This window comes from Mycolicibacterium duvalii (genome assembly GCF_010726645.1).
GTDB lineage: Bacteria > Actinomycetota > Actinomycetes > Mycobacteriales > Mycobacteriaceae > Mycobacterium > Mycobacterium duvalii.
In genome coordinates, this window is record NZ_AP022563.1 from 4,826,005 (window position 1) to 4,845,425 (window position 19,421).

Below are 19,421 nucleotides of genomic sequence, written 5' to 3' on the forward strand. Positions count from 1 at the left end.
ACTCTGCTTCAGTCACCCACGCGCAGAATGACTTTCCCGGACACGTCACCGGAGTCCAGCAGTTCGTGAGCGGCCTGCGCCTCGGCGATCGGGAACTCCGCGCCGATGACCGGGCGCACCTGACCGTCGGCGATGAGCGGCCACACCTGGTCGCGCACCTGGGCGACGATCGCGCTCTTGCCGGCGGCGCCGTCGACCGGGCGCGCCCGCAGCGCCGTCGCGAACACGCCGCCCCGTTTGGCAAGGAGTTTGGCGATGTTCAGTTCGGCTTTCGCACCGCCCTGCATCCCGATGATCACCAGGCGACCGTCATCGGCCAGGGCGTCGACGTTGCGGTCGAGGTATGCCGCCCCGATGATGTCGAGGATCACGTCAGCGCCGCCGGCGGCGCGGACCACCTCCACGAAGTCCTCGTTGTGGTAGTCGACGGTGATCTCGGCGCCGAGTTCGGCGCACAGGTCCAGTTTGTTGCGGGATCCTGCGGTGACGGCGACCCGGCAGCCGAGCGCTCGCGCGATCTGGATGGCGTGGGTGCCGATTCCGCTTGCGCCGCCGTGTAACAGGACCAGCTGCGGTGCCCGCATCCCGGCGGTCATCACCAGGTTCGACCACACCGTGCAGGCCACCTCGGGAAGCCCGGCAGCATGGGCCGGCGCGACCCCGTCGGGGATGTCGAGGACCTGACCCGCAGGCACGCATACGTATTCGGCGTAGCCCCCACCGGCCAGCAGTGCACACACGCCTCGGCCCGTCGACCAGTCGGTGACTCCGTCGCCGACTGCGGTGATCGTTCCGGAGACCTCGAGACCGATGATGTCGCTGGCACCCGGTGGGGGCGGATACTTTCCGGCGGCCTGCAACAGGTCGGCGCGGTTGACGCCGGCCGCGTCGACCTTGATCAGCACCTCCCCGGGGCCGGGGGTGACGTCCGGTACCGCCTGCCAGCTGAGCCGACCGTTCTCGGCCACGATCGCGTGCATCCGTCAAACGCTACTACGCTGCGGAAACACCGGCGCTTTCCACCACCAGCAATGCCCTGCAGTCCTACTATTGAGCAGGTAGCGAGGGGGTAGGAACATGGCGGGGACTATTGCGGGGCGTACAGCGAGTGACACGCCCGGACTGGATATCGCCGAAGAGAAGGCGTGGCAGAACTTTCTCGACGCGGCGCTGCGGCTCTACGCCACGATGAATCGGTCGCTGGTCGACGAGCACGGGCTCACACTCAACGATGTGCGGTTGCTCGACCTGCTGGCCAAGTCGGCGACGGGTTCGGCGCGGATGGGGGACCTGGCCGAGGCGTTGTTGTCGCTGCCGAGCCGGGTCACGCGCCAGATCCACCGGCTGGAGGTACAGAAGCTGGTGGTGCGCGGCGCCAGCCCGGACGACGGCCGCGGCGTGCTCGCCAGCATCACGCCCGAGGGCCGGGAGGCGTTGACCACGGCGATGCAGACCTACGGCGCCGGAGTGCGTGCGCACTTCCTGGCGCGCCTGTCCCGGCCGCAGGTGGTGGCGATGGGGGAGAACTGCCGGCGCATCAGCGCGGGACTGACCGCCGGGGGCCAGACCGCCAAGCTGGGCCGCGTCTAGACTGTCCCGCGGTGGCGTGGCAGAGCGGCCTAATGCACTCGCCTTGAAAGCGAGAGACGGCTAACACCGTCCGGGGGTTCAAATCCCTCCGCCACCGCACTCCCGACGGCTACTCGCCGGTGAAGTTCGGCGGACGCTTCTCGAACATCGCCTGGATGCCCTCGGTCAGGTCCTTCGACGGCAGGAACGCCGAGTTCCATGCCGCGACGTACCGCAGGCTCGCGGCCACCGCCGCGGTGCGCTGCTCGTCGAGCACGTCTTTGATGCCGTGCACCGTGTGCGGCGGGTTGGCGGCGATCTCGGCCGCGGTGGCGCGCGCGGCGGCCAGCGACGCGTCCGGATCCGCGAAGACGTCGTTGACCAGGCCGATCTTCTCGGCGCGGGAGGCGTCGATGTCCTTGCCGGTCAAAGCCAGCTCCCGCAGGTGCCCGTCGGTGAGGATGAAGGGCAACCGGGCCAGCGAGCCGACGTCGGCGACGATGGCGAGCTTGACCTCACGCACCGAGAACTTCGCGTCGGCGCTGGCGTAGCGGATGTCCACCGCGGAGATGAGATCCACACCGCCGCCGATGCACCATCCGTGCACCGACGCGATGGTCGGCGTGCGGCAGTCCGCGACCGCGGTGATCGCCTGCTGCATGGTCTTGAGCCGCTGGTGGAACTCGGCGCGCGGCTTGGACGACGACGCCTCGGTCATCATCGAGCCCAGCGTGTTGCCCATCGCGGCCAGGTCCAGGCCGTAGCTGAAATTCTTGCCCGAACCGGCGAGCACGATCGCCCGCACGTCGGGGTTGGCGTCGAGTTCGGCGAACAGCACCGGCATCTCAGCCCAGAACGCCGGACCCATCGCGTTGCCCTTGCCGGGACCCATCAGCGTGACCTCGGCGATGTGGTCGGCGATGTCGACGGTCACCGATTCGTACGTGCTCATGATCGAAAGGCTAGCGACTCACCCGGGCAGTGATCCCGACAGGACCTCACTGACCGTCGCGGTCGGCATCAGCTGGCAGCCGGTGTCGGCCAGGATCTGCTCGATGAACGACCCGTCGGAGCCGAACGGGGTGCCGTTCTCCTCCATGATCTTTTCGACCACCGCACGCTTGGTGTCCTCGTCGAGGTCGTTGAACTCCCCGCATTCCATGGTCAGCGAGTTGGCCGGCGCAGGCACGTCGGGAGCATCGGTGTCGCGGGTCGGCAGCGGCAGGTTAGGGATCGTGAAATCGGGCAGTCCCGGGATGCTCGGTGCCTGCGGGCCCCCCGGCACACCGGGCATGCCCGGCGCCGACGTCAGGGCCGGGCCTGGCTGGGTGGTCTGCGCGACGACGCCCTCGGTGGTTCGCGTGCACGCGGTGGTCAGCCCGAGCGTGATGGTCAGGCCGATCAGCGTCGCCGCGGTGACCCGTGCGTGCGTTCTCATCCCGCCACGATAAGCGCGCCACCCGGGTTCGAGACAGACGTACAGGTGACGGACCTGCTCAGGCTTCTCCTATCCACCGTTCGGCGAACTCGAGGAAGGCGTCGTTCTCGGCGGGGGAGGCCACGGTCACGCGCACGCCGTCCTCGCCGTACGGGCGCACGATGATGCGGCTGTTGGCCGCGTCGGCGGCGAACTGCTGGGCCCGCCCGACCAGCGGCAGCCAGACGAAGTTGGCCTGGGACGGCGGCAGTTGGTAGCCCGCGTCGCGCAGCGCCGCCGAGACCCGGCCGCGTTCGGCGACGACGGCGTCGGTGCGCTCGAGCAGCTCGTCGGCGGCGTCCAGGCAGGCGATCGCGGCAGCCTGCGACAGGCTGGTCGCGGTGAACGGGACGTAGACCTTCGACAGCGCGGTGACGATCTCGGGATCAGCCACCGCATAGCCGACGCGCAGGCCGGCCAACCCGTAGGCCTTCGAAAACGTGCGCAGCACAACGACATTGCGGTGCGCGCGGACCAGCCCGAAGCTGTCGGGCACCATCCCGTCGCGGACGTACTCGATATAGGCCTCGTCGAGCACCACCATGATGTGTGGCGGAACCGCGGCGACGAACCGCGCCAACGCGTCGGGGTCGACGACCGTGCTGGTCGGGTTGTTCGGATTGCACACGAAGATCAGTCGGGTGCGGTCGGTGATCGCGGCCGCCATTGCGTCCAGGTCGAAGGTGTGGTCGGTCAGCGCGACCTGCACCGGTGTCGCTCCGGCGGTGCGGACCTGCAGCGGGTAGATCTCGAAGCTGCGCCACCCGAACAGCACCTCGTCGCCGACGGTCGAGGTGATCTGGATCAGCTGCTGGCACAGGCTGACCGACCCGCACCCGACCGAGATGTGCTCGGGCGCGAAGTTGACGTGCTTGGCCAGGCGCTCCTTGAGCTCGACATAACCGTTGTCCGGGTAGCGGTTGAGGCTGTCGATGGCTCGCTCGATCGCCGCGCGCACGCTGGGCAGCGGACCGTGCACGGTCTCGTTGCTGGCGATCTTGATGGCGCCGGGCACCGTTCGCCCCGGCGTGTAGGCGGGGAGATCGGCCAGTTCGGGGCGCAGACGCACGGACACCCGAACAGTTTAGGGCGGCTCGGCATCTGCTTTGCTTCCCGCGGCGGGCCCTGTGTACTCTGTCGCAGCGGCGGTAAACGTCGGGAGGCGTGCCAGAGCGGCCGAATGGGACTCACTGCTAATGAGTTGTCCTCTTACCGGGGACCGGAGGTTCAAATCCTCTCGCCTCCGCGGTTGAACTGCCGGCTCGCCGGCGTCAACAAGTGAATATGCAGTACCGAAGCGCCCGTAGCTCAACGGATAGAGCATCTGACTACGGATCAGAAGGTTAGGGGTTCGAATCCCTTCGGGCGCGCTTCTGCACCGAGCCGTCGATCCGTTCGGGTCACATCCGGGACAGCTTCAGGTAGCGCCTCAGCGCGGGATACTCGCGCCACCCGAACCACGCGATGCCTGCGATCCCGACAGCGATGAGTGTGGGCCTGAGAAGATTCACCGTTTCCTCCGTAGGTTTGCTGGATTCCGGCAGCCGTCATCCCGGCGGTAGGTTCGGCATGATCGGCAGGATGGCGTTGTGCTTCTCCGGCTGGATGCCGGTGGACCGGCGCGCGTCCGCGGTGCCGTCGCCGTGGTGTCCGGGCGCACTGTCGTGACGGCCCGCGTTGCCTTGATGGACGCGTCGGATGTGTGCCGTGGAGTCCGGTTGGATGTCGGGCTTGCCGACGCGGATCTCGCCCATTGTCAGGTCCTTTCCGTGCTGTGGTCTCAGATCCCGAAGTGACGGTTGCCCGTCTCCAGCTCAGCGAAGAATTCCTCGATGGCCGGCCACACCGTGCTACCGCCGGACAGCCCCCGCCAGTGTTGGCGAATGATCGCCACCAGTCGGTAACAGTCGTCGAGGGGCACGATCCAATGCTCGCGTGCGCCCCGTGCGGTGTTGATCAACACCGCCTCGACGAGCGGGGACACGGTGGCGACGTCAGCGCACTGGTCGATCACCGCTCGCCACTGCGCGGGCTCCACCTCATAGGTGGTGGCGCCGAGCGGGCTCGGATAGTTCGCGACCACGGCGCCGTCGCGCTGCACCACGAAGTACGCAAGCCCCACCGGGATGCCCAGTCCCTGTGCGGCGAATGCGTCGAGGCGCACGCGCCGGTCGGGTATGAGCCGGTAGTGCTCTCCGCCGGCGGCATCCCGGTCGAACAACACCGTGCACGGATGACAGGCGCACAGCAGCTCGCCGCTGTGATCGTCAAAGAGATGCCGGTGCAGATCGGCGACGCCGGCCCCGCACAGCTGACAGCTCAGGTCCTGACGGCCAGTCCGCTCCGGTCGTCGGATCGCGCGTCGCAGCGGTGACGACGTCCCGGCGGCTTTCAGCGCTGAGCTGGTCACGGGTGCGCTCCGGACGCCGACGGTGGCCTGGTGAGCAGGTCGAGGGGGATGAACGCGGTGTCTCGCCTCTTCGCCGACACCACCGCCACGTCCGATAACTCCGGAGCGACCGCGAGGACGGCCTCCTTGACGGCGTCGGCGATGCCCGCCGCCGATGAGCCGCACCCACCCACGGACAGCCGGACGGTGGCGACGCCGTCGTGGACACCGGCCAGCGCTATCTCGCCACCATGTTCACGTACTGAGCCGGCCATCTCGGTCACGACGCGGCCGACCCGGACCTCGGCCGGTTCGGGGTGGATGTCGTGCAGCACCAGGAGGTGCCGCAGCAACTCGTCGCGCAGGAACGCATCCGCGAGGTGCGGCGTACCGGTGACACAGCTCAGCGCCCGGGCCAGTGCCTCGCCGTAGATGCGCGCCAGTGCGGCGACCGCGTCCATGGCGAGCTCACCTGCCGGGCCCGGCGTCTCCTCCAGTCCGGCGAGCAGTTCGTCGAGCCGGTGCAGCTGCGCGCCGACGTCGTCGTCGGACAGGCGTGGTGGCCTCTGATCCACCTCAGCCATGACCGTTCCACCCCGCCGGGGAATGGATCTTCTCGATCGTCCGTCCACCACCGACGTACATGTGCACACCGCACGGCAGGCACGGGTCGAAGCTCCGCACGGCCCGCATGATGTCCACACCCCGGAAATCGTCCGGTCCGTTCTCCTCGAAGATCGGCATGTCCTGCACCGCGTCTTCGTAGGGGCCCGGGGTGCCGTAGATGTCCCGCGGGCTGCCGTTCCACGGCGTGGGCGGATATGGGTGGTAGTTGGCGATCTTGCCGTCCTTGATCACCATGTGGTGGCTCAGCACGCCGCGCACGGCTTCGTGGAATCCACACCCGATCGCCTCATCGGGCACGTCGAAGTTCGTGAACACACGGGTGTCTCCGCCACGCATCCGTTCCATGGCGCGTTCGAGAAAGTACAGCGCCATAGCGGCCGCATAAGCGATGAAATAGACCCGCGCCCGGTCGCGCTCGATAGCGTTGGACCACTCCGGCGGCGACCACTCCAACGTCATCTCGGGCAGCTTGCGACTCTTGGGCAGGGAGATCTGCACGCTGTGTCCGGTCGACTTGACGTAGGGCGTGTCAACCAAGCCGGCCAGCGCCGTGGCATAGAGCCGCGCGAAGGGACCTCCGCCGGTGTCCAGTGCGAGGTGCTCCCCGCTGGTCTTGTCGAACCACCGGGGACTCATCACCCAGCTGTACTTGTCGTCGAAGTCGCGCTTGCCCGGGTCCGGCAGTGTGGTCTGGTTCCAGGGGTGGCGCATGTCCACGGAGTTGCCGAGCGGATCCTTGGTGACGAACGGATCCTCGTTGACCCAATCGTGGTAGTAGGAACTGCCCAGCAAGATCCGCATACCCAGGTTGATGTCGACGAGATCGGTGGTGAGCAGCTTGCCGTCCACCACGATCCCGGGAGTGACGTACATCGACCGGCCCCAGTTCGTCATGTTCTCGTACTTGTAGTCGACGACGTCGGGGTCCTGGAAGGCTCCCCAGCAGCCGAGCAGGACCCGGCGACGACCGACCTCCTCGTAACCCGGCAGTGCCTGGTACCAGAAGTCGAACACGTCGTCGTTGAGTGCGACCGCCTCCTTGACGAAGTCGATGATGTCGATGAGCCGGGACATGTAGTCGGTGAACAAGCTCGGTTCGGGCATGGTGCCGACCCCGCCCGGATACACCGTGGAGGGGTGCACGTGGCGACCTTCCATCAGGCAGAACATCTCTCGCGTGATCCGGCTGACCCGCAGCGCCTCCTTGTAGATCTGCCCCTCGAAGGGGTTGAAAGCCCGCATGATGTCGGCGATCGTGCGGTAGCCGTGCATGCCGGCGCCTGGGGCCTCGGCGTTCTCGGCCTTGGCCAACACACCGGGATTGGTGTCTTTGACCATGGCCTCGCAGAAGTCGATGAAGACCAGGTTGTCCTGAAAGATGGTGTGGTCGAACAGGTATTCGGCCGCTTCACCGAGATTGACGATCCACTCGGCCATCGGCGGGTTCTTGATGCCGTAGGCCATGTTCTGCGCATAGACCGAGCAGGTCGTGTGGTTGTCTCCGCAGATCCCGCAGATGCGACTGGTGATGAAGCCGGCGTCGCGCGGATCCTTGCCTTTCATGAACACCGAGTAGCCGCGAAACAGTGACGAGGTGCTGTGGCACTCGACGACTTCGCGATTGGCGAAGTCGATCTTCGTGTACACACCCAGGTTGCCGATGATCCGGGTGATCGGATCCCACGACATCTCGATGGTCTCAGGCGGTTTGCGTTGCGTGCGTGGACGTTCGGTGGCCGTCATGTCAGGGTCCTTCCGGGTGGGTGGTGATGGACAGCGGCCTCACGGACGCCAGCGTGGGTTGTATCCGGTGGTGAGCGCGTCCTTGTTGTGGCGCCACTTGGGTTCCTTGTTGGCGCTGCTGTTGGTGATGCCGCGCATTCTGCGGATGAACGCGCCGTACGGCCGCACGATCATCGACGACAAACTGCCGCCGGGAGGTTGGTCCATGAACGGCATGAACTTGTCCGGAAACCCGGGCATGGTGCAGGCGATACAGATGCCGCCTACATTGGGACAGCCGCCCACACCGTTCATCCAACCCCGTTTGGGCACATTGCAATTGACCACCGGGCCCCAGCATCCGATGTGTACCTGGCACTTGGGGGAGTTGTAGTCGTGGCCGAAGTCGCCCTGCTCGTAGTAGCCGGCCCGGTCACACCCTTCGTGCACGGTCTTGCCGAACAGCCACTGCGGCCGCAACTGGCTGTCCAGCGGTGGTGGTGGTGCCGAGCCCGCCGCGTGGTAGAGCACCCAGGTCAATGTCTCCATGAAGTTCTCCGGTTGCACCGGGCAGCCGGGCACGTTGACGATGGGCAGTGCGCCGCGTGATCTGAAGTCCCAGCCGAGATAGTCGGCCAGCCCCATGCAGCCGGTCGGATTACCCGCCATGGCATGGATGCCGCCGTAAGTGGCACAGGTGCCGATGGCCACCACCGCCCAGGCGTTCGGGGCGAGACGGTCGAGCCACCAGTTCAGCGTCAGCGGCTCACCGGTGTCCGGGTCGTTGCCGAACGAGGTCCAATAGCCGTCGCCGTTGATGTTCTCGTTCGGGATGGAGCCCTCGATGACGAGGATGAACGGCTCGAGTTCGCCCCTGGCGGCCGCGCGGAACGGCGCCAGGAACTCTTCGCCGCCGACGGTCGGCGAGAGCACCTTGTTGTGTAGATGGACTGTGGGCAGACCAGGAATGAGACCGTTGATCACATCTTCGATCGCCGGCTGGCTGGACGCGGTGATGGACACCGTGTCGCCGTCGCAACTCATCCCCTCCGAGATCCAGAGGATGTGCATTTCGTCGAAACCTTGGCGCGGGGGCTGTGTCGCGGTCATGGTCGGTCCCTTCAGTGATAGGCGGTCAGGTCTGCGGGCGACCTCCGAGGCGGTCGCGCAGCGGGTCGTACTTCGGCGCGATGAGGTCGTAGATCGGGGTGACCTCGTCGACGTCGAAGTAGTAGTAGCGGCCGTACCACTGGTGCAGGTCGGCTCCGGGGTCGTCATCGACGGTCACGGCGATCCGCCGCTCGCCGTCGATGTCGGTGAGCACTTTCTCCACCCGCGCCGTCCGGCCGGTCAGGAAGATGTCGTGGGCGTCGGCACCCCGCCGGCGGGGGCGTAGCCGTACGCGGCTTCCCGCCCCGATGCGGGCACCATCGACGATCACGGTCTCGGGTGCTGTCGGCTGCCGCGGCTGGAGTCCCCGGATCGCGCCGTGCAGGCGGTCCATCACCTCGGGCGGTAGCTGCTCGACGCGGTCGATGATGGCCGCGGCGCGCGGATCGGTGGCCCGCGCCTCCCGCTTCTCGTCGTCGGTCAGTGTGCCCGTGCGCAGCGACAGGATCTCGTCGATCTCGGTGGCGTCGAACAGGTCCCCCGGACTCTCCGGGCTGACCTGCGGATGGTCGTACATCACGATCGGGGCGGACAGCATCACGTCCCGCCGAGCCGGATCACCGGCGAGGACCGGAAAGGTGTGCACGTTGCGGCAGGCCTTCGCCGCGGGCGCGGCCCACTCCGGTGGGTCGATCCGGGACAGGAAAGCGCCACCGGTCAGGCCGATCACGGTGTGGGTCGAAATCAGCGACGCGCGCAGCGCCTCGGACCGCGACACGCCGGGGACGGTGGACTGGTCGTGGTTCTCGGTCCGAACGCGCAGCTTCCACACGGGAAAGGGGGCCGTCGCGGCGGCCACGGACAGGGCCAGCACGGCCGACAGTGGACCCGAGCTACGCACGATCCGGCCGGCGCCGCGGACCAGTTCCTCGACGCTCTCGCCGCCGGGCACGTCGATGTGGCGCACAACCGGGCCCTGCATCAGCGCCCTGAGGGTGGTCGTGATGTCGAATTCGCGGGGTATTGCCTCATCGAACGTCAGGTAGTCGCGGTCGTCGACGGTCAGCCGGTCGACGGGCACGAATCCTCCGTCGGCGCCGGCCTGTTCCACCGTGCGACGCACCGTCTGCAGGAACCGCAGTCGCACGTGCACCTCGGCGTCCCGGGGCGCCTCCAGCAGGCACTCCGTCTGCTGATACCAGCCGTCCGCGGACCCGCTCAGCGAATCGTCCTCCCGCGCCGACGGATGCAGCCACTGCCGCGGCGCCAGCACACCGAACTGCCAACGCACCCGGTTCTTCTGCGAAGAACGCCGGTACGGGTACAGCAGATAACCCTCGTAGAGGACCGCGTCGGCCACCGCTTGGGCAGAGTGGAACCGCTGGTTTGCCTCCGACCCACGACCCGCGTGCCATGGTGGCCGGAGCGGTTCGCTCTCCGACGTCTGTCGGACGAGATGCTGCTCGGCGGCCACGTCACACATCAACAGATCCGTGGAAGTTGTTCGCCTAGTTCGCGTTCCATCACGCGTCTGGTACCGAACGCGGTCCTGCCCACCACCATGCCGGGATGCTCGGCCACCACCCGGCCGATGATGGTGGCACCGGCGCCCTCGGGGCGAGCACGCATCGCGTCGAGCACCGCCGCACTGTGCGCCGGGTCGACCACCGCCACCATCTTGCCTTCATTGGCCACCTGCAGCGGGTCCAGACCCAGAAATGAGCACGCCGAGGACACCGTCCCGGGCACCGGGATGCGTGCTTCGTCGAGTTCGATGCCCACTGCTGCCGAACGAGCGATCTCCACCGCCGCTGCCACCAGGCCGCCCCGGGTGGGGTCGCGCAGCGTGTGCACCGCAGCGGTGTCCGGTACCGCCGCCAGCATCGCAGCTACGAGGTGGTGCAACGGGGCACTGTCGGTGGTCACCACAGTGCCGAAATCGATGCCCTCGCGCACACTCAGAATGGCGACGCCGTGCTCGCCGATGTTGCCCGAAACGATGACGTGATCACCAGGACGGGCCCGCTCCGGGCCGATCTCGACCCCTGCCGGCACCACTCCCACACCGGCGGTGTTGATGAAAAGCTGTTCGGCACCACCCTTTCCGACCACCTTGGTGTCGCCGGTGACGATGTCGACACCGGCGTCGGCCGCGGCCTTGCCCATCGTCTGGGCGACGGCGCCGAGCACGTCGAGCTCGAGTCCTTCTTCGAGAATGAACCCGGCCGTGAGACCTATCGGCATGGCCCCGCTGCATGCCAGGTCGTTGATCGTGCCGTGCACGGCCAGGTCGCCGATGTTACCGCCCGGGAAGAAAAGCGGTTGCACCACATAGGAATCCGTGGTGAGCGCGATGCGTCCGGCCGGGACGTCCAGCACCGCCGAGTCCCGCGCGGGACGGGCTCCGGTCCCGAACGCCGGCAGGAACAGGTTCTCGATCAGTTCCTCGGTCAGCACGCCACCGCCACCGTGGCCGAGCACGATACGCCCGGTCTCGCGCAGCGGCAGCGGGCACACCCAGTCGGCGGGATCGATGGCTACCGGCGGCTCAGGCATGGACCGGAGCTTCCAGCCGGCGGAACTGGTAGTAGGCGGCGCAGGCGCCCTCAGCCGACACCATGGTGGCGCCCAGCGGGGTGCGGGGCGTGCAGGCGGTGCCGAACGCCGGGCACTGGTTGGGTTTGAGCAACCCCTGCAGCACCTCGCCGGCGTGACACTCCGTGGACTCCGACACCTGCAGATTGCCGACCCCGAACCTCTTCTCGGCGTCGAATTGCGCGTACCGCGGCGATAGCGTCCAGCCCGACTGCGGAATCATGCCGATCCCGCGCCATTGCCGGTCGGTCACGGCGAACACTTCCGCGAGGGTCCGCTGAGCGACGACGTTGCCCTCGGTGCGCACCGCGCGCGGATAGGCATTGCGCAACTCGGGTGTGCCGTCCTCGAGCAGCTCCACCAGTTGACGCACGCCTTCGAGCAGATCCAGCGGCTCGAACCCGGCCACCACGATCGGCACACCGAACCGGTCCACCAGCGGTCCGTACTCGGACGTTCCCATGATGGTGCAGACGTGTCCGGCGGCGAGAAAGCCCTCGACCCGGTTGGTCGGCGAGCTCAGGATCGCCGTCATCGCGGGCGGTACCAGCACGTGCGAGATCAGCACCGAGAAGTTGGTCAGGCCCAGTCGCTGCGCGTGTACGACGGCCATGGCATTGGCGGGTGCGGTGGTCTCGAAACCGACGCCGAAGAACACGACCTCCCTGTCGGGGTTGTCGGCGGCCACCCGGGCGGCGTCGAGCGGGGAGTAGACGACGCGCACGTCGCCACCCCTGGCGCGGACGCTGAACAGGTCCTGGGTGCTGCCGGGGACGCGGAGCATGTCGCCGAATGAGCAGAAGATGACGTCGTCGCGGGCGGCGATCTCCAGGGCGCGGTCGATCATCTCCAGCGGGGTGACGCACACCGGGCAGCCGGGTCCGTGGATGAACTCGACCACGCCGTCGAGCAACTGGTCGATACCGTTGCGGATGAGGGAATGGGTCTGGCCGCCACATACCTCCATCACGGTCCAGCGGCGCGACGCGCGGTGCTTGATCCGGTCGACCAACGCCAGTGCGGCCTGCGGGTCACGGAATTCGTCGAGATACTTCACGCAGGCTCCTTGCTGTCGTGGCCGGCGGTCGCCGGTTGGCCGGCCGTCCCGGCCAGCTCCTCGTCCAATACGCCGAGGTTCTTGAATTCCTGCAGGGTGCGGTTCGCCGATTCCTCGTCCAGACGCGTGATCGCGAAACCGGCGTGCACGATGGCGTACTCACCGATCTGCAGGTCGGGCAGGTAGGCCAGGCACACCGTCTTGGTGGTGCCGCCGAAGTCGACGGTCGACATCAGGGTGCCCGCGTCGTCCCAGACGTCGATCACCTGGCCGGGGATGCCGAGGCACATGCCGCCCTCCCTTCTTCTGACGACGGATGTGCCGCCGAGCGCCGGCACAAGGCGGCGACCACCGCCTGGCCCAGTGCGATACCTCCGTCGGTACACGGCAGCGCAGCATGAGTGAGGACGTCGAAACCGCTGTGCAGCAGTGTCTTGCGGAGCCCCTCGAGCAGTATCTGATTGACGAACACGCCGCCGGTCAGGCCTACGGTTCCGATGCCGGTGGTCGCGGCGCACTGACCGATCGCTGTCGCGGTGGCGCTGATCAGGCCGGCGTGAAAACCGGCAGCCAACTCGGGCACGGCGCGGCCGGCCCGCAACCCAGCCACCAGGCCGGTGATCGCCGGTAGCGGGTCGATGACACCGGCCCGCACGTCGAACTCCACGTGGGCCGCCCGCGCGTCGCGCGCCAGATGTTCGAGTTCTACGGCGGCCTGTCCTTCGTAGGTCACAGTCTGGCACACCCCGAGTAGGCTCGCGACAGCATCGAACAGCCGACCGGTGCTCGTGGTCGTCATGCAGCCCAGCCCGCGCGGAATCTGTTGTTCCAGAACGTGTACGCCGTCAGCGCCGACTGCGGTGACCGGCGGCAGGTCGGCCTCCCAGCCGATGCCCGCCCGGTGCAGCAGATCCAACGCGATGCGGGCCGGATGACGCGCCGCCTCGTCGCCGCCGGGCAGTGCGAACGGCGCGAGATGCCCGACTCTGGTGAACTCCGTGGGGTCGGTCAGCGTGAGCAGCTCACCGCCCCAAATGGTTCCGTCGGTGCCGTACCCGGTGCCGTCGAATGCCGCCACCAACACCGGGGTCCCGAGTTTCCCGTGTTCGGCGAGCAGCGCGACAGCGTGTGCGTGATGGTGCTGGACGGCGACGGTCTGGACGTGCTGGCGCCGCGCCCAGTGGGTGGTGGCATACGTCGGGTGCATGTCATGGGCTATCACCGCCGGTTGCCGGTCGGTCATCGCCGACAGATGCGTGCGTGCGTCGTCGAAACACACCTGGGTGCGTGGGTCGGCCATGTCGCCCAGATGGGCGGACATGTGCGCACGGCCGTCGGGGCCCATGAGACAGAAGGTGGTCTTAAGGTCGCCGCCGGTGGCCAGCACCACCGACTCGGTGTGCACTCCGGGCACCCGCACCGGCAGCGGGGCATACCCGCGTGACCGGCGGATCGGGGCAGTGCCGCCATCGGCGACGAACACCACCGAGTCCTCGCACGGCACGTGAATGCGCCGGTCATGCGTCAGGACACCGTCGGCAAGCCCGTCGAGCCAGTCCAGGTCGGTGTCGCGGAAGACGATCGGCGAACCGCCCTGGTTGGCCGACGTCATGACCAGCGGAACCGGCCCCAACCGGTCGAAGAGCAGGTGGTGCACCGGCGAGTACGCCAGCATCAGCCCCAGACTGCGCAGTCCGGGCGCCACGGCGTCGCGCACCCCGTGTTCACGCCGCGGCACCAGCACGATGGGCGCCGCCGGTGAGCGCAACTGCGCCGCCGCGGCGTCACCGACGTAAGCGACGCGCCGGGCGGCGTCGAGGTCGGCGACCATCACCGCGAACGGCTTGGCCGGTCTGTCCTTGCGCCTGCGCAGCCGATCGACCGGGGCGCCGAGGTCGGCGCGGCACGCGAGGTGGTACCCGCCGATGCCCTTGATCGCGACCACCGCGCCGTCATCCAGCGCCGCCGCCGCCGCGGCCAGGGGACCGGTTCCGGTTCCTGGGCCCGACCATGCCAACGTCGGTCCACAGTCTGGGCAGGCAACGGTCTGGGCGTGATAGCGCCGGTCGGTCGGATCGTGGTACTCCGCGGAGCAGGCCTCACACATCGGGAACGCCGCCATGGTCGTGGCGGGCCGGTCATACGGCAGGCCGGTGATCACGGTGTAGCGCGGTCCGCAGTTGGTACAGCTGATGAACGGGTGCCCGTACCGTCGGTCGGTGGGCGTGCGCATCTCCGCAAGGCAGTCGGCGCAGACCGCGATATCGGGGGGAATCAGGGTTCGGGTGCCCTCGTCAGCCGGCCGGCTGGCCACGATGCGGAAGTCCCGCTGGCCCAGCGGCGTGCCGGTGGTGGTAGCGACCGAGTCGATCCGCGCCATGGGGGGCGGGCAATGGTGGATCTCGTCGACCGCGGCCGCCACGGCGCCGGGCGGGCCCTCGAGCTCGCAGTGCACCGCGCCCGCATCGTTGAAGACGACACCCCCGAGGCCGTGCCGGGCGGCGATCCGTGCGACGGCGGGACGGAATCCGACGCCTTGCACGACCCCGGTGATGTCAACGCGGAGACGTACATTCGCAGGATTCATTTGCACGCTGGGATCGCCCTCCCTGCGCTTCGGCAGATGGCGGGTGTGGACTGAACACCTGCCACCACCGTAGCGCGGAAGGACGCCGATTGTGAAGATCGAAGGGACTTTTCGCATGCGCCGAACCGCGTCTAGGGGCAGCATGGAGAAATGCACGAACTCGCCCTGTGCGAAGCGATCGCGGGGGTCGTGCGCCCGCACACGGCCGGCCGCCATGTCGAGGTCGTTCGGGTCCGCATCGGTGCGCTGCGCCAGGTCGTCCCGGAGTCGCTCACGTTCTGCTGGTCACTGGTTCGTGATCACGAGAGCATGCCCGACGCCGAACTCGAGCTCGAATGGGTGCCGGCCGAGGTCCGATGCCGAGACTGCAGCCGTCGGTCGGAAATCGTGTCCCGGTGGTCGGTGCTGTGTCCGGTGTGCGCAAGCGCCGATGTGGAGGTGCTGCACGGCAACGAATTCCTCGTCACCTCGCTGGATGTCAGCTGAGAACGGCGCGTACGCCGGCACCACGCGAAAGGTACTGTCATGGGCCGATTTCACCGCCACGACGAAGGCGCGGCCGCCCACAGCCACGACTACCACCAGCACGATCATGATCATGGTGATCACAGTGGATACCGGTCGGCGGTTCAGCGTATCGACGTGCTGGAGTCGATCTTCGCCGAGAACGACATGCATGCAGCCGGTAACCGGGAAGCATTGGACAGAAACGGTATTCGCGCTCTGAATCTGATGAGCTCACCGGGAGCCGGCAAGACGACGGTGCTCGCTGCCACCCTGGATGCGCTCGCCGGCGAGGTCGCCGTCGGCGTCATCGAGGGCGACATCGCCACCGACCTCGATGCGGCGAAGCTCGCCGGGCGTGGTGCCCAGATCTCGTTGCTCAACACCGGCGACGGTTTCGGCGGTGAATGCCATCTGGATGCGCCGATGGTCGCTCGTGCGTTGCAGGGTCTCGACCTGCCGGGTCTGCACCTCGTGGTGATCGAGAACGTCGGCAACCTGGTCTGTCCGGCCGAGTTCGACGTCGGAGAACATGCCAAGGCCATGGTCTACTCGGTGACCGAAGGGGAGGACAAGCCGCTGAAGTACCCGGTGATGTTCCGGGCGGTGGAACTCGTGCTCGTCAACAAGATCGATCTGCTTCCGTACCTGGGCGTCGACCTCGGCAGCTTCATCGCCAACATCCGCGAGGTGAATCCGTCGGTGACGGTTCTTCCGGTGTGCGCGAGCACCGGCGAGGGGATGGATGCCTGGATCGATTGGCTGCGCCACTTCGTCGGCAAGCGCGAGTAACATCGGATCATCGTGTCGGCATCCATCCTGGTGGCCGGTATCGGCAACATTTTTCTCGGTGACGACGGCTTCGGCCCCGAGGTGATGCGCCACGTCGGCGCCGGTCTGGATGGCATCGGCGTCCGAGGTGTGGATTACGGAATTCGGGGTATGCACCTCGCCTACGATCTACTCGACGGCTGGGATGCGCTGGTGCTCGTGGACGCCATACCCGATCAGGGAAGCCCCGGCCGGCTTCGGGTATTCGAAGCTGACCACGAATCGGGCTTTTTACCAACGGGTCTGGACGCTCACGCCATGGACCCCGGCGCGGTGTTCGCCAGTCTGCGTGCCCTGGGAGGCAGTCCACCGCGCACCGTGGTGGTGGGGTGCGAGGTCGCCGAGATCAGTGCACGGATCGGCCTGTCGGCCCCGGTCGCGGCCGCCGTGCCGGAGGCGCTACGCGCCGTCCGCCGCGCTGTGGCGATGCTGAAGGGGGCCGCGCCATGTGTCTAGGAATCCCGGGGCGCGTGGTCGAGGTGCTCGACGGATACGCGGGCCAGCTCGCGTTGGTGGAGGTGGCCGGCGAGGCGCGCAGGGTCAATCTGGGTATGTTGCCCGAGCTGACATTCGCACCGGGTGACTGGGTCCTGATCCACATGGGCTTCGCCGTGGCCAAGACAGACCAGGCCGGTGCGCAGAAGGCCATGTCGGGTCTGGAGTTGCTGAGATCGGGCCGCGATGACGGCGTCGAGTGACGGCTGGGCGATGTTCGTCGCCTTTGCCTACCCGCCCAACGAGCTTGGCTACTGCGGACCGCCGGACCCGGCGCTGCTGCTTCGGCACGACGGATCCGACCGGGTGACCCGGGCGCGGGCGTTCGACGGCGCGTGGCCGTATCTGGTGGAACTCGCCGCGGCCGCCGGCGGGGCCGAACCGCTGCGCAGTGACGTGGTGCAGGCGTACTGGCTGGGAGGTGAGCTGCAGTCCGGGGTCGACGGCGCCCGGCTGGCGCAACGCTTGCGTTGCGCGTTGCAGGGCCAGCCCACCGGCCTGTTGGATGCCGTGCCCGACGACCGTCTGCTCGCCCATCACAGCTTCCAGGTGTTCGTGGTCTATCCGTGGGTGCCGATCCTGGCCCGGCGTCCTGCCGGTGCCGGTCCGGCGCTGAAGATTTTGCAGCAATGCCGGATCCGGTGGGGCGTCGTCGACGCGGTCGGCGACGAGCATGCCGTCTTGACTTCGCAGCCCCTGGGCTTCGAGGCGGGTCAGCTGCTGCTCGGTGCCCCGACGCCGGAAACGGTGCGATGGCGGGGCGTCGACGGTACCGCGCTGGCACCGCGTCCCGCACCGGGTGACATGGTGGCCGCCCACTGGGATTGGATATGCGGCTCCCTCGGGCCGGAGCAACACCGGGCGCTGGTGCAAACGACCACGTCGACTCTCGATCTGGTCAACGGGCTGCTCCGGGCAGGCCCGCGCTCGCCCGCCGCCCTATCCTGAACCCGTGCGCCTTCTGCTGATCGCCGACACGCACGTTCCCCACCGCGCCAAAGACCTGCCTGCCCGGGTGTGGTCGGAGGTCGACGCCGCCGATGTGGTGTTCCACGCGGGGGACTGGATGGATCCCGGGCTGCTCGACCAGTTGCAGACCAGAGCCAACCGTTTGGTGGCGTGCTGGGGCAACAACGACGGGGCCGAGTTGCGCCGGCGGCTGCCCGAACGCGCCGACGTCGTCCTCGACGGCGTGCGGTTCACCGTCACCCACGAGACCGGCGCCGCGACCGGCCGCGAGGCGCGAATGGCCCGCCAGTACCCCAACACCGATGTGCTCGTGTTCGGTCACAGTCACATCCCGTGGGACACCACCGCGCGGACGGGGCTCCGGCTGCTCAACCCCGGGTCCCCCACCGACCGGCGCCGCCAGCCGCACTGCACGTACATGACCGCGACAGTGCATTCCGGGGTGCTGCGTGACGTCGTGCTGCACCGGCTCGAGCGCCGTGGCTGACCGGCCGGCGACCGTCGAGGACGTGCACCGGATCGCGTCGTCCCTGCCGCACGTGACCCGGGTCGAGGGATCGAAGGCGGCCAACCCGATCTATCAGGTCGGGGGCAAGTCGTTCGTGTTCTTCCGTACACCGCGCCCGGATGCGTTCGATCCCGACACCGGGGAGCGCTACACCGACGTCATCGTCATCTGGGTCGAGTCCGAGGCCGACAAGCTGGCGCTGACCCAGGATCCCGCCTCGCCGTTCTTCACGACCCCGCATTTCGACGGTCACCTGTCGGTGTTGGTGCGCGGCGGCCGCCTCGGTGAGGTCGACGTCAGCGAACTGCAGGAACTGATCCAGGACGCGTGGCTGTCCCGCGCGTCGAAGCGGCGCGCCGAGAGGTGGCTCGCCGAGCGGGGTTAGCCGCGCTCGACGTTGGCGTGGTGGGCGCCGCACACGAACAGTGCCAGCCGGGCCGGAGTGTCCCCGCCGTTGTGCCACCGGTGCCGGGTGCCGTTCTGCACCACGGTGTCCCCCGGATGCAGGGTCACCGTGGCGCCGTCGTCGAGTTCGAGGACCACCGTGCCTTCCAGGACCACCTCGAAGTCGATGGTGTCCGTGGTGTGCATGCCCGGGTCCTCGAGCTCCATGTAGGACAGCAGCCCGGGCAACTTGTCCTCGGCGTCGGCCACTGTCTCCTCGGCGTCGAGCTGCGCGAGATCCGGGGGTTCCGAGCCTCGGGGCGGAATGGTGAACATCGAGAAACGAAAGCCGCCGACGGGCGGAAAGTAGGTGTGCCAGTTCGGCATCGACCCGTCATCGGGGAAGCGAGGCGCTTCGTCGCCTCCCCACAGCATCGTGAACTCGTATCCGCTGAGCAGCGCGGGCTTTCGGGGACTGACCTTCTCGTCGCTGGCAAACACGGATTTCCCGGACGCGTCGTGCCCGGTCACTACTCGGCGGATGTCCATTGCGTCAGTCAAACACCGGTCGGACGGCTCGCGTGGCAATCTGCACAT

The 19,421-nt window shown here is 67.8% G+C and carries 23 protein-coding genes and 3 tRNA genes; 11 read left to right on the forward strand and 15 right to left on the reverse strand.

Going from position 1 to position 19,421, the window contains the following annotated elements; translation table 11 throughout:
- Nucleotides 1-8: 8 nt before the first annotated feature.
- Complete coding sequence (locus G6N31_RS22775; protein ID WP_098002220.1) at nt 9-980, reverse strand: NAD(P)H-quinone oxidoreductase; 972 nt, start codon at nt 978-980, stop codon at nt 9-11.
- A 97-nt stretch (nt 981-1,077) separates the two neighbouring features.
- Between G6N31_RS22775 and G6N31_RS22780 the strand changes: the two genes are divergently transcribed.
- Nucleotides 1,078-1,590, forward strand: a complete 513-nt coding sequence (locus G6N31_RS22780; protein ID WP_098002219.1) for a MarR family winged helix-turn-helix transcriptional regulator — start codon at nt 1,078-1,080, stop codon at nt 1,588-1,590.
- A gap of 10 nt (nt 1,591-1,600) precedes the next feature.
- Nucleotides 1,601-1,687: transfer RNA gene (locus tag G6N31_RS22785), tRNA-Ser, on the forward strand.
- Between the two features lie 12 nt (nt 1,688-1,699).
- Here G6N31_RS22785 and G6N31_RS22790 read toward each other — a convergent pair.
- The 3 genes from G6N31_RS22790 to hisC are packed head-to-tail and all read right to left on the reverse strand — an operon-like array spanning nt 1,700 to nt 4,121.
- On the reverse strand, nt 1,700-2,524 hold the full coding sequence (locus tag G6N31_RS22790; protein ID WP_098002218.1) for a crotonase/enoyl-CoA hydratase family protein: 825 nt from the start codon (nt 2,522-2,524) through the stop codon (nt 1,700-1,702).
- A 15-nt stretch (nt 2,525-2,539) separates the two neighbouring features.
- Nucleotides 2,540-3,007: a hypothetical protein gene (locus G6N31_RS22795; protein ID WP_098002217.1), complete on the reverse strand. Its 468-nt coding sequence runs from the start codon at nt 3,005-3,007 to the stop codon at nt 2,540-2,542.
- Nucleotides 3,008-3,065: 58 nt separating this feature from the next.
- On the reverse strand, nt 3,066-4,121 hold the full coding sequence (gene hisC / locus G6N31_RS22800; protein WP_098002216.1) for a histidinol-phosphate transaminase: 1,056 nt from the start codon (nt 4,119-4,121) through the stop codon (nt 3,066-3,068).
- A gap of 83 nt (nt 4,122-4,204) precedes the next feature.
- Here hisC and G6N31_RS22805 point away from each other — a divergent pair.
- Both G6N31_RS22805 and G6N31_RS22810 read left to right on the forward strand, forming a co-directional pair.
- A tRNA-Ser gene (locus tag G6N31_RS22805) sits at nt 4,205-4,292 on the forward strand.
- 51 nt (nt 4,293-4,343) lie between these two features.
- Nucleotides 4,344-4,416: transfer RNA gene (locus G6N31_RS22810), tRNA-Arg, on the forward strand.
- Nucleotides 4,417-4,593: 177 nt separating this feature from the next.
- On the opposite strand, the gene G6N31_RS22815 is transcribed toward G6N31_RS22810, so the two are convergent.
- The 10 genes from G6N31_RS22815 to hypF form a co-directional block, all read right to left on the reverse strand.
- Nucleotides 4,594-4,800: a hypothetical protein gene (locus G6N31_RS22815; RefSeq protein ID WP_098002215.1), complete on the reverse strand. Its 207-nt coding sequence runs from the start codon at nt 4,798-4,800 to the stop codon at nt 4,594-4,596.
- A 26-nt stretch (nt 4,801-4,826) separates the two neighbouring features.
- Nucleotides 4,827-5,456 carry a DUF5947 family protein gene (locus G6N31_RS22820; protein ID WP_197747146.1) on the reverse strand — a complete coding sequence of 210 codons (630 nt, stop codon included), beginning with the start codon at nt 5,454-5,456 and terminating at the stop codon, nt 4,827-4,829.
- Nucleotides 5,453-6,019, reverse strand: coding sequence for a NifU-related iron-sulfur-binding protein (locus G6N31_RS22825; protein ID WP_098002214.1), 567 nt, complete (start codon nt 6,017-6,019; stop codon nt 5,453-5,455). Before G6N31_RS22825 ends, G6N31_RS22820 begins: the two co-directional genes overlap by 4 nt.
- The gene (locus G6N31_RS22830; RefSeq protein WP_098002213.1) at nt 6,012-7,805 is read right to left on the reverse strand and encodes a nickel-dependent hydrogenase large subunit; all 1,794 of its coding nucleotides are present in this window, start codon (nt 7,803-7,805) and stop codon (nt 6,012-6,014) included. The genes G6N31_RS22825 and G6N31_RS22830 overlap by 8 nt, the downstream gene beginning before the upstream one ends.
- Before the next feature lie 39 nt (nt 7,806-7,844).
- Nucleotides 7,845-8,894, reverse strand: a complete 1,050-nt coding sequence (locus G6N31_RS22835) for an NADH-quinone oxidoreductase subunit B family protein (protein ID WP_098002212.1) — start codon at nt 8,892-8,894, stop codon at nt 7,845-7,847.
- A gap of 25 nt (nt 8,895-8,919) precedes the next feature.
- The gene (locus tag G6N31_RS22840) at nt 8,920-10,254 is read right to left on the reverse strand and encodes a hypothetical protein (protein ID WP_179964227.1); all 1,335 of its coding nucleotides are present in this window, start codon (nt 10,252-10,254) and stop codon (nt 8,920-8,922) included.
- Nucleotides 10,255-10,376: 122 nt separating this feature from the next.
- The gene (gene hypE, locus G6N31_RS22845; RefSeq protein WP_098002211.1) at nt 10,377-11,450 is read right to left on the reverse strand and encodes a hydrogenase expression/formation protein HypE; all 1,074 of its coding nucleotides are present in this window, start codon (nt 11,448-11,450) and stop codon (nt 10,377-10,379) included.
- Nucleotides 11,443-12,546 (reverse strand): hydrogenase formation protein HypD, encoded by a 1,104-nt coding sequence (gene hypD / locus G6N31_RS22850; RefSeq protein WP_098002210.1) that lies wholly within the window; start codon nt 12,544-12,546, stop codon nt 11,443-11,445. Before hypD ends, hypE begins: the two co-directional genes overlap by 8 nt.
- Nucleotides 12,543-12,836: a HypC/HybG/HupF family hydrogenase formation chaperone gene (locus tag G6N31_RS22855; protein ID WP_098002209.1), complete on the reverse strand. Its 294-nt coding sequence runs from the start codon at nt 12,834-12,836 to the stop codon at nt 12,543-12,545. Before G6N31_RS22855 ends, hypD begins: the two co-directional genes overlap by 4 nt.
- A complete protein-coding gene (gene hypF, locus G6N31_RS22860; RefSeq protein ID WP_342355824.1) occupies nt 12,809-15,088 on the reverse strand; it encodes a carbamoyltransferase HypF in 2,280 nt (759 codons plus the stop codon). The genes G6N31_RS22855 and hypF overlap by 28 nt, the downstream gene beginning before the upstream one ends.
- Before the next feature lie 195 nt (nt 15,089-15,283).
- Between hypF and G6N31_RS22865 the strand changes: the two genes are divergently transcribed.
- From G6N31_RS22865 to G6N31_RS22895, 7 genes are read left to right on the forward strand one after another with little or no spacing between them, the layout of a single operon-like run.
- The gene (locus G6N31_RS22865) at nt 15,284-15,619 is read left to right on the forward strand and encodes a hydrogenase maturation nickel metallochaperone HypA (protein ID WP_098002207.1); all 336 of its coding nucleotides are present in this window, start codon (nt 15,284-15,286) and stop codon (nt 15,617-15,619) included.
- A gap of 39 nt (nt 15,620-15,658) precedes the next feature.
- Complete coding sequence (hypB, locus tag G6N31_RS22870) at nt 15,659-16,429, forward strand: hydrogenase nickel incorporation protein HypB (RefSeq protein ID WP_098002206.1); 771 nt, start codon at nt 15,659-15,661, stop codon at nt 16,427-16,429.
- 12 nt (nt 16,430-16,441) lie between these two features.
- Nucleotides 16,442-16,924, forward strand: coding sequence for a hydrogenase maturation protease (locus G6N31_RS22875; protein WP_098002205.1), 483 nt, complete (start codon nt 16,442-16,444; stop codon nt 16,922-16,924).
- Nucleotides 16,915-17,166: a HypC/HybG/HupF family hydrogenase formation chaperone gene (locus G6N31_RS22880; protein ID WP_098002204.1), complete on the forward strand. Its 252-nt coding sequence runs from the start codon at nt 16,915-16,917 to the stop codon at nt 17,164-17,166. The genes G6N31_RS22875 and G6N31_RS22880 overlap by 10 nt, the downstream gene beginning before the upstream one ends.
- Nucleotides 17,150-17,911 carry a DUF6390 family protein gene (locus G6N31_RS22885; RefSeq protein ID WP_098002203.1) on the forward strand — a complete coding sequence of 254 codons (762 nt, stop codon included), beginning with the start codon at nt 17,150-17,152 and terminating at the stop codon, nt 17,909-17,911. Before G6N31_RS22880 ends, G6N31_RS22885 begins: the two co-directional genes overlap by 17 nt.
- Nucleotides 17,912-17,915: 4 nt before the next feature.
- Complete coding sequence (locus G6N31_RS22890) at nt 17,916-18,419, forward strand: metallophosphoesterase family protein (protein ID WP_098002202.1); 504 nt, start codon at nt 17,916-17,918, stop codon at nt 18,417-18,419.
- On the forward strand, nt 18,412-18,825 hold the full coding sequence (locus tag G6N31_RS22895; RefSeq protein ID WP_098002201.1) for an MmcQ/YjbR family DNA-binding protein: 414 nt from the start codon (nt 18,412-18,414) through the stop codon (nt 18,823-18,825). The genes G6N31_RS22890 and G6N31_RS22895 overlap by 8 nt, the downstream gene beginning before the upstream one ends.
- Here G6N31_RS22895 and G6N31_RS22900 read toward each other — a convergent pair.
- Nucleotides 18,822-19,373 carry a cupin domain-containing protein gene (locus G6N31_RS22900; protein WP_098002200.1) on the reverse strand — a complete coding sequence of 184 codons (552 nt, stop codon included), beginning with the start codon at nt 19,371-19,373 and terminating at the stop codon, nt 18,822-18,824. The two genes, G6N31_RS22895 and G6N31_RS22900, sit on opposite strands and share 4 nt — an antisense overlap.
- Nucleotides 19,374-19,421 lie beyond the last annotated feature (48 nt).

Excerpts from the sequence above, each read along its gene's own strand:
- G6N31_RS22775 (WP_098002220.1), bottom strand. The coding sequence starts at position 980 with ATGCACGCGATCGTGGCCGAGAACGGTCGGCTCAGCTGGCAGGCGGTA.
- G6N31_RS22780 (WP_098002219.1), top strand. The coding sequence starts at position 1,078 with ATGGCGGGGACTATTGCGGGGCGTACAGCGAGTGACACGCCCGGACTG.
- G6N31_RS22795 (WP_098002217.1), bottom strand. The coding sequence starts at position 3,007 with ATGAGAACGCACGCACGGGTCACCGCGGCGACGCTGATCGGCCTGACC.
- G6N31_RS22815 (WP_098002215.1), bottom strand. The coding sequence starts at position 4,800 with ATGGGCGAGATCCGCGTCGGCAAGCCCGACATCCAACCGGACTCCACG.
- G6N31_RS22825 (WP_098002214.1), bottom strand. The coding sequence starts at position 6,019 with ATGGCTGAGGTGGATCAGAGGCCACCACGCCTGTCCGACGACGACGTC.
- G6N31_RS22830 (WP_098002213.1), bottom strand. The coding sequence starts at position 7,805 with ATGACGGCCACCGAACGTCCACGCACGCAACGCAAACCGCCTGAGACC.
- G6N31_RS22835 (WP_098002212.1), bottom strand. The coding sequence starts at position 8,894 with ATGACCGCGACACAGCCCCCGCGCCAAGGTTTCGACGAAATGCACATC.
- hypE (WP_098002211.1), bottom strand. The coding sequence starts at position 11,450 with ATGCCTGAGCCGCCGGTAGCCATCGATCCCGCCGACTGGGTGTGCCCG.
- G6N31_RS22855 (WP_098002209.1), bottom strand. The coding sequence starts at position 12,836 with ATGTGCCTCGGCATCCCCGGCCAGGTGATCGACGTCTGGGACGACGCG.
- G6N31_RS22865 (WP_098002207.1), top strand. The coding sequence starts at position 15,284 with ATGCACGAACTCGCCCTGTGCGAAGCGATCGCGGGGGTCGTGCGCCCG.
- hypB (WP_098002206.1), top strand. The coding sequence starts at position 15,659 with ATGGGCCGATTTCACCGCCACGACGAAGGCGCGGCCGCCCACAGCCAC.
- G6N31_RS22880 (WP_098002204.1), top strand. The coding sequence starts at position 16,915 with ATGTGTCTAGGAATCCCGGGGCGCGTGGTCGAGGTGCTCGACGGATAC.
- G6N31_RS22885 (WP_098002203.1), top strand. The coding sequence starts at position 17,150 with ATGACGGCGTCGAGTGACGGCTGGGCGATGTTCGTCGCCTTTGCCTAC.
- G6N31_RS22900 (WP_098002200.1), bottom strand. The coding sequence starts at position 19,373 with ATGGACATCCGCCGAGTAGTGACCGGGCACGACGCGTCCGGGAAATCC.